Annotated in this window: 11 protein-coding genes; 6 read left to right on the top strand and 5 right to left on the bottom strand. The window is 36.2% G+C overall.

Annotation, left to right across the window (positions count from 1 at the left end):
* Positions 1-1,685, top strand: a 1,685-nt coding sequence (locus BT1A1_RS06560; RefSeq protein WP_034769349.1) for a YhgE/Pip domain-containing protein, incomplete at its 5' end; no start/stop codon positions are given.
* 323 nt (positions 1,686-2,008) lie between these two features.
* On the opposite strand, the gene BT1A1_RS06565 is transcribed toward BT1A1_RS06560, so the two are convergent.
* On the bottom strand, positions 2,009-2,812 hold the full coding sequence (locus BT1A1_RS06565; RefSeq protein WP_034769350.1) for an ABC transporter ATP-binding protein: 804 nt from the start codon (positions 2,810-2,812) through the stop codon (positions 2,009-2,011).
* A gap of 395 nt (positions 2,813-3,207) precedes the next feature.
* Between BT1A1_RS06565 and BT1A1_RS06570 the strand changes: the two genes are divergently transcribed.
* From BT1A1_RS06570 to BT1A1_RS06580, 3 genes are all read left to right on the top strand, one after another.
* Positions 3,208-4,278, top strand: coding sequence for an NAD(P)H-dependent flavin oxidoreductase (locus tag BT1A1_RS06570; RefSeq protein WP_034769351.1), 1,071 nt, complete (start codon positions 3,208-3,210; stop codon positions 4,276-4,278).
* A 139-nt stretch (positions 4,279-4,417) separates the two neighbouring features.
* Positions 4,418-5,515, top strand: a complete 1,098-nt coding sequence (gene dgoD, locus BT1A1_RS06575; protein ID WP_051989045.1) for a galactonate dehydratase — start codon at positions 4,418-4,420, stop codon at positions 5,513-5,515.
* A gap of 307 nt (positions 5,516-5,822) precedes the next feature.
* Positions 5,823-6,002 (top strand): hypothetical protein, encoded by a 180-nt coding sequence (locus BT1A1_RS06580; RefSeq protein ID WP_034769352.1) that lies wholly within the window; start codon positions 5,823-5,825, stop codon positions 6,000-6,002.
* Between the two features lie 91 nt (positions 6,003-6,093).
* Here the strand turns inward: BT1A1_RS06580 and BT1A1_RS06585 are convergent, their stop codons facing one another.
* From BT1A1_RS06585 to BT1A1_RS06600, 4 genes are all read right to left on the bottom strand, one after another.
* Positions 6,094-6,741: an SDR family oxidoreductase gene (locus BT1A1_RS06585; protein WP_034769354.1), complete on the bottom strand. Its 648-nt coding sequence runs from the start codon at positions 6,739-6,741 to the stop codon at positions 6,094-6,096.
* Positions 6,742-7,156: 415 nt separating this feature from the next.
* Positions 7,157-7,465: a hypothetical protein gene (locus tag BT1A1_RS06590; protein WP_034769355.1), complete on the bottom strand. Its 309-nt coding sequence runs from the start codon at positions 7,463-7,465 to the stop codon at positions 7,157-7,159.
* A 763-nt stretch (positions 7,466-8,228) separates the two neighbouring features.
* On the bottom strand, positions 8,229-9,557 hold the full coding sequence (brnQ, locus tag BT1A1_RS06595) for a branched-chain amino acid transport system II carrier protein (RefSeq protein WP_034769360.1): 1,329 nt from the start codon (positions 9,555-9,557) through the stop codon (positions 8,229-8,231).
* 129 nt (positions 9,558-9,686) lie between these two features.
* Complete coding sequence (locus tag BT1A1_RS06600; protein ID WP_034769363.1) at positions 9,687-11,378, bottom strand: methyl-accepting chemotaxis protein; 1,692 nt, start codon at positions 11,376-11,378, stop codon at positions 9,687-9,689.
* A gap of 730 nt (positions 11,379-12,108) precedes the next feature.
* Between BT1A1_RS06600 and BT1A1_RS06605 the strand changes: the two genes are divergently transcribed.
* Together BT1A1_RS06605 and BT1A1_RS06610 are read left to right on the top strand one after the other, a co-directional pair.
* Complete coding sequence (locus BT1A1_RS06605) at positions 12,109-12,765, top strand: phosphatase PAP2 family protein (RefSeq protein WP_034769365.1); 657 nt, start codon at positions 12,109-12,111, stop codon at positions 12,763-12,765.
* Positions 12,766-12,821: 56 nt separating this feature from the next.
* On the top strand, positions 12,822-16,088 hold the full coding sequence (locus BT1A1_RS06610) for a DEAD/DEAH box helicase (RefSeq protein WP_034769367.1): 3,267 nt from the start codon (positions 12,822-12,824) through the stop codon (positions 16,086-16,088).
* Positions 16,089-16,150: the final 62 nt, after the last annotated feature.

The following is a 16,150-nucleotide window of genomic DNA, read 5'->3' on the forward strand; positions in this document are numbered from 1 at the left end:
AAAAATCAGTTGAATTTACGGAAGGCATTCAAACTGCTGGAAATGGAACAAAAAATTTAACTAATGGTGCAGGAAAACTTTCAGGTGGAATTGGTCAATTGAATGATGCCGGGAGTCAACTGTTATCTGCATCAAAAGATTTAAAAGCAGGGACAGATGCATTATACGATGGAATTAATTCAGCAAGTACAGGAATTTCAACAATCAATGGAAAATTACCTGAATTGATTGAAGGAACCGACAAAGTCAAGAATGGGATTACAAGTGTTCAGGCACAACTACCGAATCAATTGGCAAGTGGCTTGAGCAGTCAATTGCCGGCTCTTGTCAAACAATCGAGTATCGCTTCCGCAGATGAGATGGCAAATCAATTGGCAGACTTTATCATTCAATATCAACAACAACAATTGGCCGCACTGCAACCATTGATTCAACAACTCCCGCCCGAACAAAGAGAACAGTTGGCTGGATCCGTTGATCGAACAGCATTAGTGAACCAACTTAAGCAACAAATTATTGCCGGAATTAACAATAACAGTAGTTCAACAAATACGAATGAACTTACCGGGCAATTGGCTGCTCAAATTAAGGCGTCAACAGATCCGGTATTTAATCAGCTAACTGCCGGTCTTCAACAAGTACAGGAAGGTCAAAAAGCATTACAAACCGGTATTAGCCAGCTGGATCAAGGTTCACAGCAGCTAAAACAAGGTGCTTTACAATTAAGCAATGGCCAAAATCAATATTTATCAAGTTTTGGTTTATTTACGCAAAAATTAGGTGAAGCCAAAGCAGGTGCTGATCAATTAGCTTCAGGTGCCAATCAATTGAATGCCGGCATGGGTCAATTAGTTGATGGCTCCGGTCAATTAAGTTCTGGTGCAGGTCAATTGGCAGAAGGTTCCGTTCAACTTGCTGACGGTACAAATCAATTGCAAGCCGGTACCGATGAGTTGAATAAAAAATTAAGTGAAGCTGCTGATGAAGCAAGTTCACTGCATGCCAATGATAAAACGTATGATATGATGGCAAGCCCTGCAGAAGTTGACTCGGCGCATATCAATAAAGTACCGAATTACGGTACTGGTTTTGCACCATATTTTATATCATTAGGTTTATTTGTCGGTGCATTATTGTTAACCATTATTTTTCCATTGGTTGACTCGGCAGGAATTCCAAAAAATGGTTGGAGTTGGTTTGTAAGTAAATTGGCAGTAATGGTAACGATAGGAGTCATTCAATCGTTATTCATTGCAACGCTCGTTTTGTATGTCTTGGATATTGATGTACAAAATGTTCCGCTATTTTACTTATTTACGATTTTTACCAGTTTAACGTTTATAACACTAATTCAATTCTTAGTTACTTTGGGAGGCAATCCGGGACGTTTCATTGCAATTTTGATTTTGATTTTACAGTTAACATCAAGTGCAGGTACATTCCCGTTAGAAGTAATACCGAAAGCTGTCCAATTCTTTAATCCGCTTTTACCGATGACTTACAGTGTGAAAGGATTTAAAGCAGTCATTTCAAGCGGAGATTACAGCTTTATGTGGCAAAATGCCGGTATTTTAGCGATATATATTATTGGTTCGATGTTAATTTCACTCGGCTATTTTATCTGGAAATTTAATCAAAAATACAAAAACAATGAAGCCGAACATCATCACAGCTTAGCAGTTTAATAGAAAATAAAGGTCTTTCCATAAGAGAACAATATTTGTTCTTAAAGGAAAGGCCTTTTTTGATACAAGACCGTTAAAGCTAATGGAGAAACACTGATATTCAGCTCTATAAAAAATGATATATCAATTGAAGCGAGTGCTAATTGTTTAAACACTCATCGACAGAGAAACTAAAATAAGTCCAATCGGCTTTATTACACAAAATGAAGATGAAACAAACCCAAACCGTCCAAAAGACACTCCTCGACGCCCTTCATTGAAATCTACCGTTCTATCGTTTTTTATCTATATTTTATACTTTCGCTATACTGAAAAAAGCTGTATTAGACCAGCCTTTCAATCGAAATATTTTCGGTTCGTTTTAATGCAATCCATGTACGACCGTCATGTATTTGGATTGAAACCGGTTGTTGAAAGAATGCGGACAAATTTGTTTCCGTCAAAATTTCATCTGTTTGACCGGAAGCGATAACTTCTCCACTTCGTAACAAAAGAGTGTGTGTAAATACGGGCAAAATTTCTTCTACATGATGCGTAACATAAATGAGCGTCGGTCCCCCAGGTTCATTTGCTATTTTTTCAATAAATCTTAGAAATTGTTCCCTTGCTATTATATCCAATGCGGTACAAGGTTCATCCAAAATTAATAGCTCAGGGGATGCCATCAATGCCCGTGCAATTAGAACCCTTTGCTGTTCACCTTGAGATAATGACTCATAGTTCTGATTCATAAATTTTTCACAAGCTAATAATTTCATTAAATAATGGGCTTTTTCTATATCGTTTTCCTGTACCGTGTCATACAACCCAATCGATCCGAATTTCCCGCTTAATACAATGGATAATACCGAATCACTTGGCCGAAATCGCTGTTGAATGGAAGAACTAACCCAGCCGATTTTCTTTCGTAATTCCGGGATATTTGTTTGCCCAAAAGTTTGATCCAGTACACGGACACGCCCCTCTGTTGGCCAAAGGTATCCGTTAATAATTTTTAATAAAGTTGTTTTTCCCGAACCGTTTAAACCTAAGATACTCCAATGTTCCCCTCGAGTAACTGCCCAAGAAACATTTTTTAAAATTGTTTTTCCTTCTCTTTTAAGCGAAATGTTTTCCAGTGAAATCAATCGTAGTTCCCCCTGACATTTTTTGAAAATGGAAAATAGCAGAACTTATTTGTTTTGAATGTAAATAATTATAACAGAAAAATCGGGCGATAAGGCAATGGGAGATCCTTCGTTTTTGATTTTTTCACATTGGGCTCTCTAAGTTCTGAAATCATATTTCAACATAGTTGGAAAGATTAAATGACTATTTTTCTATGTATCTTTAAAAATTGGGAAGTCAAGCATAATAACAAGTAATTTGGCTTTCCAAAAATGGCAAGAAATCCTACAATAGGAATAGTTGGACCACTCAATCGACCAACAACCGGATAATGAAAATAATGAAACAAAGAAACGAATGAACTGTTTTTCTTGGAGAATTTTAGGGGATTATATTTATCCGAGGGGGAAATGACATGTGGAATAATACAGAAGTAACCAAAAAACTATCAATCAAATTTCCGATTATACAAGCAGGAATGGCCGGGGGGATCACGACTCCTGAACTTGTTGCCGCTGTATCAAATGCTGGTGGTCTTGGGATGATCGGGGCGGGTTATATGACTCCGGAAGAATTAGAGTCGAATATTCAAAAAGTAAGGGACTTGACTTCTAAATCCTTTGGTGTCAATCTGTTTGTCCCTGAAAAACCTGATGTCTTACAGGAGGAAATTGAAAGTGCAAATCAGCTGCTGGAACCTATCCGGCAAATGTTAGGAATCGAAAAAAAGAATGATGTTCCGCAAATCGATACCGCTGTTTTTGATGAACAGATTCAAATCGTCTTAAAATATGAAGTACCTGTTTGCAGTTTTACGTTTGGCATTCCTCAGAGAGAAATTATTGATAAATTAAACAATAACGGCATTATCACAATTGGAACAGCCACAACAGTCAAAGAAGCAATAATGAATGAAGCGGCTGGAATGAATATGATTGTGGTCCAAGGTAGTGAAGCCGGGGGACACAGGGGTAGTTTTGCAGAATCCTTTGACCATTCAATGATCGGAACAATGGCGCTTATTCCGCAAGTGGCGGATCAGGTTTCTATTCCTATTATTGCAGCCGGCGGTATCACGGATGGCAGAGGAGTTTTAGCTTCTCTAGTATTGGGAGCGAAAGCAGTTCAAATGGGGACAGCCTTTGTTACCTGTAAAGAAAGTGGAGCAAATGAACTGCATAAAAAAGCAATATTAAACGCTACCGAAGAACAGGCAGTCATCACTAGGGCATTCAGTGGTAAGCCAGCCAGGGGATTGAACAATGCGTTTATCAAAAAAATGAAAGAGCACGAGACTACTTTGCCAGCCTATCCAATTCAAAACATACTTACACAAGATATCCGGTCAGAAGCCGTAAAACAGAAAAATAAAGAGTTTATGGCGCTTTGGTGCGGACAAAATCCTCGATTAAGCAAAAATTTGCATGCTGCTGAATTAATTGAAATGATAACAAATCAAGTAGAGACCATTATAAATAAATTTTAATTAATAAATGGGTGATTATGGAAGCGGGATGGGTATTCAATTATGTAATATTATATGGTAAGATTTCAAAAACAAATAACAGTATACTTTTCCCTTTAAACCGATCATGCATCCCATCATATATATAAGGTAAACGAATATGGGAGTCGAATTCATTGGAAAAGGGATTGAAGGCTGGGGAGAAATGGTATCCGGTACAAAAACCCGTACGGTAGTAGCCGGTGCCTATGAAATAGCTGATAGAATTATTGGACGCAATCCTTTAGAAATTGAAAAAATTTGGCAAGAACTTTATCGGGTATTTTTCAGAGGCGGCCCAATTAACATGACGATTATTTCCGGTATTGAAATGGCGCTCTGGGATATTAAAGGAAAATACTACAATGCACCAATTTATGAGTTACTTGGCGGATCTGCCAGAGATAGAATTAAAGTATATTCGTGGATCGGCGGGGATCGCCCGGCTGATGTAGTAAAAGATGCACAAGATCGTGTGACCCGAGGCTTTGACTCCATTAAAATGAATGCAACTGAAGAATTACACTATATTGATTCTTTTAAAAAAATTGATGCAGTTGTAGAAAGAGTCGCTTCTTTAAGAGATACATTTGGAAACGACTTAAATATCGGTGTCGACTTCCATGGTCGTGTTCATAAACCAATGGCAAAAATTTTGGCAAAAGAATTGGAACCATATCGCCCGATGTTTCTGGAAGAAGTTGTTCTACCTGAGAACGAAGAAGGTTTTGTCGAAGTGGCAAAACATGTATCCACTCCGCTTGCAACCGGTGAGAGATTATATACACGCTGGGGCTTCAAAAATATCCTAAACAGCGGTGTTATTGATATTATTCAACCTGATGTTGCCTTAGCGGGCGGTATTTTAGAAACTAGAAAAATTATTGCGATGGCCGAAGCGTATGATATTGCCGCAGCACCCCATGCACCATATGGCCCAATTTCATTAGCTGCCACTTTACAAATAGATGTTTGCAGCCCGAACGTATTCATTCAAGAACAATCACTGGGAATTCATTACAATAAAGGCTTTGACTTGCTCGACTTTGTAAAGAACAAAGAGATTTTCCAATACAAAGATGGTTATGTTGATATCCCGACAAAACCAGGTTTGGGACTTGAAATTGATGAAGACAAGGTAAAAGAAGTATCTGCTGAAGGTCTTTATTGGACAAATCCTAACTGGAAAAACTACGATGGTACAAAAGCTGAGTGGTAAGCTCATTTAGGCCTAGAAAAATGATAAAAAGAATTTGAGAGAAAACGAATCCAATAAGGGTTCGTTTTCTTTAGCTAATAGGAAAGTATAAATTTTTCAATTTCTACTTTCCTAACGCATAAGTGCACTGAAAGACTTCGGTAGCATTACCTCGCAAGCGAAAATGTTTTTTCGCTGAACTACGGCTCTGCCATCGCCTTAAGGCTCGGCAGTCGCCGAGTTTTCTTTATAAGTTCAATTTTTGCTCAATATTTTTCCGTAAAACTTATCTCAATTCATTATAATGAATCTTAGGAGGTGTTAATGGATGAAGGTAAATTATCCGCTAAAAAGTTCTGCTGCAAATATAAAAGAAATAAAGGAAATCTTAAAACCATTTGGTGGGAGATGTGCCAAAATTGTAGATAGCACACTTGAATATCAAATAAAAGAAGAAAAGCAAGAAGAAGCGTATCGTATGTTAAAAGATAAAGGGTATATCGATTAAAATCAGGAACAATGTTCCTGATTTTAATCCAGTATAAGCGAACAATGCAATATTTTCCAAGTTTTTGAGTAGGATGCTCTCTTTTTCACAGCTACAAATTTTTTAAAGCTTCTTCAATCGTTGTATCTCCTGATATAATATCAAATGAACGGCGGAACGTGCTGTCTTCGTTTAAAACAGCGACTACTGTTTTGGCTACATCTTCTCGGGGGATTGCCCCTCTTTGGAGATTTTCCGCAAGCTGTACCTTCCCTGTACCCGGTTCGTTGAGCAATGCACCCGGGCGTACAATTGTATAATTCAACGAACTTGAAACGAGCATTCGGTCTGCATAGTGTTTGGCAACCATATAGGGTTTAATTGGACTGTCTATCCAACTTTCCCGGTTATGCGCTTGGATGGCACTGACCATTACATAACGATTTGCTCCAACTTTTTCTGCCGCTTCCATCGATTTTACCGCACCATCCAAGTCAACAAGCAATGTTTTATCCGGACCTGTTTTACTGCCGGAACCCGCTGAGAAAATAACAGCATCGCAGCCTTCCATTGCCTTTGCAAGATCATCCACATTGCTTTCTAAATTGGCTACGACGGAATCCACCCCTGATTGTTTAAAGGTTTCAGCCTGCTGTTCATTACGCACCATTGCCTTTATTGAATGTTCATTGCTCATCTGCAATAAATTTACGATATGTCTGCCCACTTGACCGTTGGCACCGATTAAAAATACTTTCATTCATATCTCCAACCTTTCAATAGAGTATAGGCACTTATATTATTTCAAAAGTTGATACCCATAATCAATCATGAGGCTTTATTCCGTCAAGCAGCAGCAAAATCCTCACAAGTTTTTAATATTTCACAAAATTAGGGTGGCAAAAAGACTTCCTTTTTATTCCTCATTTAAGCAATAGAGGCAGAAAGATGTATTTAATTATTTCACTTGCTTCGTTCTAGGCCGACTGATTCCACTTCTTATTTTCATCCGGTTAGTTATCTACCTAATTTTTTTTGACATTTTTTCTTAGCTAATAGGAAAGTATAAATTTTTGAATTTCTACTTTCCTAACGCATAAGTGCACTGAAAGACTTCGGTAGCATTACCTCGCAAGCGAAAATGTTTTTTCGCTGAACTACGGCTCTGCACTCACCTAAAGGCTCGGCAGTCGCCGAGTTTTCTTTAAAAAACTTAAAGCAATATTCACTACATTTATGATTACAACTGCGATGAATAAATAAAAACTAATTTCGTCTCCTGCATTTCCAGTTTCATCTGCAATCATACCGGATTGAAATAGTGTAATTCCCGATAAGATAATTGCAAATATTGAGAATGTGACAATATAAAAAGTAATTATTAGATTATGTACTGATTTTTTCTTTATAATAACTGTAAGCATTATTATAATGGAAAATAAGAGAATAACATAAAAGATTGGTCTTAAATGTTCAATAACCATAAAATTCCCCCCTGGCACATTTTATATAATTATACGATATAAAATGAATGTTTGCATTTGTTTTTATCTTTCTATCTAGTACAAAAAATTAATAGAGATATAAAACTATCCTAACCATTTCATAGATGGTTTTAAATATGACAACCTAAAAAGTTTATATGAAGTAGTGGCGAAATTTTCATTCAATGTAGATAATACACATGAGATCTAGTATAATATAGAAAGATTTCCATTGATTAGTAGATATCTTAAAGAAATAAGTAGGTAAATTGGAATATCATGTAAAAATCAAAAATGCTTTTATGTACCTCAAACAACTGGTAGGAAGAGAAATCGTCCCTGAAGATTAAGACAATAAAAATAGTACAAAGGTGCTTAAAAATAACAGAAAATTCCCTAATAATAGCCCAAATCTGTAACGTTAAATTTAGAAAGAATATGAAATGCAAAGAGATTTTCAAATTATCCTAAGGAGGATACCGGTGCCAAATGTGTATAATGAGGTGAGCCGATGGTTATAAGAAAGCGACGATGAACCTGTCCGAGGCTACTAAAAAAGTGTAAATAGATCAAAAAGGCGACGATGAACTTGTCTGCGGCCACTGAAAGAGTGCAATACTTTCCAGACAACAAAACTAGTCTTTGTTGTTGATAGTGATTTAGCCTAATATATTGCACATGCGTTATTCAGTGGCTTCAGCCTATCCCCACACCACTTCCATTAACCAATCTTTAATCTATCATCACGAGTTTTGCGAATTTTTCAAGCTGTGTTTGTATGCCCGGTGTTCGGTAATATTTTGCCGGCAATACTCCCTAAGACGAATCCAATCCCGCCAATGGTAATCCAGCCAAATCCGTCCGTTTGCAATGGAATCCATAATAAATATGGGTTAAATTCACCATTAAATATGGTCGAATTGATTATTTCCAACAAGCTAAATAATCCGACCATGATTATCGTTATCACGTAAACCGGCCGGGAATAGGAAGGTAGCCACGAATGTAAAATACCTAAAATCATTAAGGTAATCGCAATCGGATATAAAAATCCGAGAATCGGTACGGATACTTTCAAAATTTGTGATAAACCGAGATTTGCGACAACACCGCTTGCCACACATAAAAGCAAAACCCATTGAATGTAAGATATTTTTGAAAACACAGTTGTAAAATATTGCGCGCATGATGTAACTAACCCGATACAAACACTTAAACAAGCGACAGAAAATAGTATAGCTAATAGAACTGTTCCACCATTCCCTAACAATTGAGTCATTACGATTGATAATACGACGGCTCCATGATCAACTGTTCCCGGAAACAACGCTTTTGCACCCAAGTAAGCTATGATAATATAACAAATGGATAAAAGGACACCGGAAATAAGTCCGAACGAAATTAAATATTTTATTTGCAAGGAACGATTTGTAATTTTTTTGACAGTAAAAAGGTTTGTAAAAATAATTCCGTAAATAAATGCACAAAGTCCATCCATCGTTTGGTAACCATCCAAAAATCCTCTTATTACCGGATTTTCTTTGTAAGGAGAGACAGCATTTTTCAATGGTACTGCGTCCATAAATAAAGATTTGACAAAGACGGTAAAAATTAATATGAGTAAAATCGGGGTTAATATTTTCCCTACACGATCAACCAGTTTTGACGGTGATTTGGCAAACCAAAAAACGATGCTGAAAAAAATAATGGTAAAAACCAATAGTCCTACAGATGCTGCGGCACCAGTATGAGGTAAAAAAGGTTTGATCCCCATTTCATAAGCAAGACTTCCTGCACGTGGAATCGCTAATCCCGGTCCAATCGCTAAATAGATTGCCAATGGAAAAAGAAAGGCAAAGGTTGAATGAACTCTATTTGCTAAAATATCAGACGTTCCGGCATTGGCTATTGCAATAAACCCTAATATGGCTAACCCGGCATCAGAAATAATAAAACCGGTGACTGCTTGCCAAACGTTGTCACCCGCCGCATTTCCCAAATAGGCGGGAAATATTAAATTTCCTGCGCCAAAAAGCATTGAAAACAATGTAAAACCGAAAAATAGTATTTCCTTTTTTGTTAATTGCTTCAAACAGTCCACCTCAAACAAAATATTATACAAAAATAATATTAATTTTACCAAATCCCCTTCCGGATTTCAAAGGGACATCCTTGGACAACTTCATTTGGGTCATTAAAAAAGGGACAATGAACATGTCCCTTAAATTTTAAATTTTTCAATGAGCGATTGTAACGCTTCAGCCATTTTTGTTAGCGAGTTTGCTGCTGATGTGATTTCTTCCATTGATGCCAATTGTTCCTCTGTAGCGGAAGAAACTGCCATTGTTTGAGCAGAAGATGATTCGGATATTTGAGTAATCATTTTCATTGATTGTACAATTTGTTCCGAACTTGCGGCCATTTGTTGAACAGCTGATGATACTTCTTGAATTTGGACAGTAACATTATTAATCGAGCGCTCAATTTGTGCAAAGGAATTTCCGGCAGTGTTCACAACCTCAATTCCCGACAATACTTCCCCTTTTGCAGCATCCATTGATTGAACGGTTAAATTAGTTTCTTCCTGAATTGTAGATATTAATTGGTAAATTTGCTTTGCTGATTGTGCAGATTGTTCTGCCAGTTTCCGCACTTCTTCAGCAACGACAGCAAACCCACGGCCGTGCTCACCGGCTCTCGCTGCCTCAATCGCAGCATTTAATGCCAACAAATTTGTTTGAGAAGCAATATCGGTAATTACCGCAATGATTTGATTTATTTCTTTTGAACGTTCTCCCAGTTCACCAACTACTTTAGATAATCCATCTACGGTTTGATTAATTGTATGCATCTGCCTTACAGCTGTTTTTAATAAACGACCTCCCTCAGACGCTTTTTCTGATGCATCCATCGCACTGGAGGAAACAATTTGAGCATTATTTGCAATTTGTTGAATTCCAACAGACATTTCGTTAATGGTTTGTGAAGTTTCTTCCACATTTTGCACTTGTTTATCCATCCCGGCGGCAACTTCCTGCGTAGATTCCGCTACATGTTCAACTGCTTTGCTCGTTTGTTCTGCACTGGCTGTTAGTTCTTCCGCCGATGCAGCCACTTGTTCAGCATTTTTTTCGACTTTTTTTATCATTTCACGGAGACTTTTCGCCATTTGATTAAACGAATTTGCTAAATCGCCAATTTCATCCCGGTTTTTTACCTCAATATTTTCTACAGTGAGATCCCCTGATGCAATTTTTTTAGCAGATTGTGCTACGATTTTTACCGGCTTTGAAATAATGCGCCCCATATAGATGGCAATGAAAATACCAGATAACATAGCAATGAAACCTAAAATCAGCATTAATTGAATGATAAATTTTACTTCAGCAGTAGTATCATTATTTCCTTTGTCTAATAATTTTTGTTGATAATCTGTAAATTCTTCTATCTTTTTATCGAAATTTTCCATTATCTTTCGGCCTTCTGTAGATATCAGAGTCGTATATTCATCGGTTTTATTTTGTTCTTTTAGTTGAAATACCTTTTTACTGAATTGATAATATTCATCTTCAATTTGATTTAACTCACTTAAAAATTTCTTTGCTTTTTTGTGAGTAATGACATCACTCAAACTTTTACTCGTATTTAAATAACTTTCATGTGCCTTTTTAAAATTGTTTAAGGAAGTTTCATCTCCTAAAAGTAAATAACCGCGTAAACTAGACTGCTCTTTTTTTATTTGTATGTCCAAACTTTTTATCATAATGAGCTTGTTCGCTTTATCATTAATTAAGTCTGTATAATTTTTATCAACGGTATTGATTTGATAATAACTAACTCCTACTGTTATTCCTAATAAAAATAAAACCGCAAAAAATCCAGCAAACAGTTTTTTTCCAATTGTCATCTTCATTTTCAATTATCCTTTCTAAGTTGTATTTTAGTATGATTACAAGTTTTAGATAATTTTTTTCGGAGGTGATGATAACGATTCGAATGCATTTTTTCAATGAACTAAATAAATAGCAACATTTATAAGGAATTCAAGATGGATACTCAAATGAATCAAGTTTTTGCAGCTACGTGTATGAAGAAACAAGAATTTTCCTAAACCAATGTGTAATGAAATAGAATCATGAAAAAATTGACCAGTATAGTACCAATTTTCCCCTGTGAAAAATTATTTCCCTTTATGAAACTATTATATATTGAATAGAAAAATTTTACTATGATTCTTTAAATTCCTCTTCTTGACAAATTTTCTTGCTTAAACTTTTTACGGTTTAGAAAGAAGACAGGGTTTGTTAAAGTATTTTACTAGAAAAAAATACTAAAAAATAGATGACATGTTCACCAGAATAACGATATTATAATAAAAGCCAACTAAAGATAATGATTTTGAGACCGTATTTAATTTCCCGCTTGGCAGGATTAACCATGAAGACTCTTATATTACTAGGTTTCATTTTGGCTAATAATCGTTATAATAATTTTATAGGTTCTAGTTTAAGGTGAAGTAGTAAATAATAAACTCTTTCAATCATATATAAAATGCAAATATCGTCAAGCACTTATAGAGAAGCACGCAAAAATCAATGGGACGATCAACCTGTTCCCATCTCACTCGGAGGATAATTGAAAATATGAAAAGCTTTATTAAAACATATAAACACTTCTTTTGGACACTGTTATTATTACCGCTGTTATTTTGGTTTAAATATTTGGAGGCTACGAATATACCAAAATTCATAATCTATAGCCCGCTGGATGACTTAATTCCTTTTATCCCCATTTTTGTCATTCCGTATTTACTGTGGTTTTTTTATGTAGCTTTTGGGTTAATTTATACCGGACTTCATTCCAAAAAAGATTTTTATCGTATGCTTACTTTTATGGGTATTGCTATGGCCTTTTCTTATACGATTTATGCGATTTTTCCGCATGGTCAAAATTTAAGACCGGTCATTACCGGGAGTGATCCGTTTTCACTGCTTATAAAACATATTTATGAAACCGATACGTCAACGAATGTATGTCCAAGTCTCCATGTAATCAATTCCATTGCGACACATTCCGCGCTTCGACACTCGGAGGCATTTTCAAAAATAAAATACGGGAAACTCGCATCCGGATTAATGCTTGTATTCATCTGTATGTCAACGGTATTAATCAAACAACATTCAATTATTGATGTTGCAGCAGGCTTGGTTACTGGTTTAGTATTATATATGTTTATATACGTAATACCCGAGTTGAAAGAAAGAAAGTCCTATAAAAAAGATTTTTCTCCCTTTATGTAAAGAGTGCCTAATGTTTAGAGAGGTATATATGAAACTAATTTTTAGGTGGGATGTTTATGAATATTGACCAGCTAACGAAAAGTGAAATTAAAAGGATGTTCACAACTACAACCTATCAACGTGGGTTAAAATATTATAAATCCGGACGTGTCAGAAATCTATATTATGATCCGATTAATTATAAATGGTCGGCAGAGGTGAGAGGAACACATACCTATGAAGTGGAAATAGTAGATGATGATGGGATTAGCTATAATTGTGATTGCCCTGCTTTTTCTGAATATTGGGGTCCTTGTAAACATATTGCTGCTGTATTATTAAAAATACATGAAAGTAAAAAACGTGCCAATATCCCTGCAAAAATCAAATCATTATCTGATCTAAATAGGAGCAGTGAACAAGACAGACAAGCTCAATATATGAAGGAATTAACGAATTCATTCATTCAAACAATTTCCACCTTTTCACTGAATTTTGACCAAACCGTACAAAAAAATCGCAAACCATTGATGGTAGACTGGATTATTGAGGTGAAGAAAGGCTCGTACCGATTACCAAAAACTTTAGCGGTTGAAATGAAAGTCGGGTTAAACCGAACTTATGTAGTAAAAAAAATAAAAGAGTTTTTAAAAGCTGTGGATCAAAAAGTCCAATATTCTTTTACTGCCAAGTACTCTTATGATCCGATAGAACAAATGTTTACAGAACAAGATCAGGAAATTATCGATCTATTAATAGAAGCAATCAAATACGATGAACTCTATAAAGAAATATATGACCCTTACGATCAATCTTCCTATTCACGGGAAGAACGCAGTATTTCAATTCCGCCCATGCTCATCGACCAATTATTAGCAAAATTTGAAGGCCGGACGATTCATTTTCAAAAAGACAAACATGTATATAATCAAATAAAAGTCATTTCTAATCAGCACCCATTATCCTTGAAATTGGATAAAGGAGTTGACAATGGGTTTCAATTGGATTTGAGTCAACTGTTATCCTGGGAATTTTGGGATTTTTATGGATATATCTCAAAGAAAAACTATTTTTATAAAATTTCTCCGGAACAAGAAAAAATAATAGAAGAATTGAAAAATATGATTTCCAGGATGCGTACACCTATCCTTCCCATTGCCGATGATCAAATTGAACCGTTTGTTTCTCAAGTTGTTCCGGTTATTGAAAAGACAAGCAAACTGAAAATTACGGATCATGTGGCAAGCCAAATTGTCAAATTACCATTGCATGCGAAAATGTATGTGGACCGAATCGATAATATATTAACCATTTCGATTGAGTTTTGTTATGGGAAGCACAAAATCGATCCGTTTGTAGTAAATTCTGACCGGACAAATGGGCCAATCATTATGCGGCAAACCGGAAAAGAAGAGGAAATAATGGACATTATTGAATCTGCGTCTTTGAAATATAATCGAGCCGGATTATATGTTGAAGGGGAAGAAGGAATTTTTGAATTTTTATATGAAACATTGCCCCAGCTTGAAGAAAAAATGGAGATTTACTTAACACAGGCGGTAAAATCATTGTTATTACCGGAAAAAAGTACACCAACCGTGAATATTGATGTGAATTCAACCGAAAACTGGTTAGAAGTTGGTTTCGATATGGAAGATGTAAATCGCCAAGAGATTGAGCATATTTTGCAATCGGTCGTGGAAAAGAAACGGTATTATCGCTTAAACAATGGAGCATTCGTCAACTTGCAATCGGAGGAATTTCAAACCGTTCAGCAAATTGTTCATGAATTTCAAATAAATCCGCGCCAGCTTCAAGATGAAACAATACCACTGCCTATTTTCCGCGGCATTCAACTTGATGAAATGTTGCAAAACGATTTAGGGAGCGGGGCAAAATATGGAAATCAGTTTCGGCGTTTGTTGCATCATCTGAAACACCCGGAAGATCTTGATTTTTCTGTGCCAGATACACTACTGGCAGATTTACGTGACTATCAATATAATGGGTTTCAATGGATGAAGACACTGGCTGGTTTTAAACTTGGCGGTATTTTAGCCGATGAAATGGGGCTCGGTAAAACAGTACAAGCAATTGCCCTTATTTTATCATCTTTTTCAGAAAGTGAGTCGACCAAACCGGCTTTGATTGTTGCTCCTGCTTCTCTCGTTTATAATTGGAAAAATGAATTTCAAAAATTTGCGCCGATATTGGATGTTGCAGTAGTTATCGGTTTACCGCAAGAACGACAGGACATTTTGCAAAATGATCATTTACCACAAGTCCTAATTACATCTTATCCAACACTAAGACAAGATATTGATAAATACTTGGAAAATCAATTTAGTACATTTATTTTAGATGAAGCACAATCAATCAAAAACCATACAACGAAAACAGCAAAAGCGGTTCGGCAAATCAATGCAGAAACTTGTTTTGCTTTAACCGGTACACCAATTGAAAATTCCGTTGATGAACTTTGGTCGATTTTTCAAAGAGTCATTCCGAACTTTTTCCCGCCATTAACAAGATTTCGCCGAATCGAGCCTGAAAAAATTGCTAAGATGATTCGTCCATTCTTATTAAGAAGGGTGAAAAAGGATGTTTTAAAAGAGTTGCCGGATAAAATAGAGTCAATCAATTATTCAGATTTAACCAAGCCACAAAAGGAATTGTATCTTGCTTATCTTGAAAGAATCCGAACGGAAGCGGCTGAATCAATCCAGAAAAATGGCTTTGAAAGGAGTAAAATTAAGATTTTAGCCGGATTAACAAGATTGCGACAAATTTGCTGTCATCCGTCTTTATTTGTTGATAATTACCAAGGTGATTCCGGTAAGCTTGATCAGTTGATGGAAATGATTGAAAATGGAAGAGAAAATGGCAGGAGAATGCTTGTTTTTTCTCAATTTACTAGTATGTTAGCGATTATTCGGGAACGATTGGAACAAGCAGGTGTCAAGTTCTTTTATTTAGATGGTCAAACGAAACCGAAAGAGCGCGTAGATATGGTTGACTGTTTCAATGCAGGGGAAGGCGATGTTTTTCTAATTTCTTTAAAAGCTGGAAATACCGGATTGAATTTAACCGGTGCCGATACGGTTATATTATATGATTTATGGTGGAACCCGGCTGTTGAAGACCAGGCAGCAGGAAGGGCGCATCGAATCGGACAAAAGCGGGTTGTGCAAGTGATCCGTTTAATCACCCAAGGAACCATTGAGGAAAAAATGTATGAGTTGCAGCAAAATAAAAAGGAATTAATTGATACCGTCATTCAAGCCGGAGAAGAAGGCATTGCCAAATTAACAGAAGAGGATATTAAAGAAATTCTAAACTTATAGAGCACAGAGCAAAAATAAACAAACCACCTCACAACTAAAGTGAAGTGGTTTTATTTATGAAA

This window comes from Caldibacillus thermoamylovorans, assembly GCF_000751775.1.
Lineage (GTDB): Bacteria > Bacillota > Bacilli > Bacillales > Caldibacillaceae > Caldifermentibacillus > Caldifermentibacillus hisashii.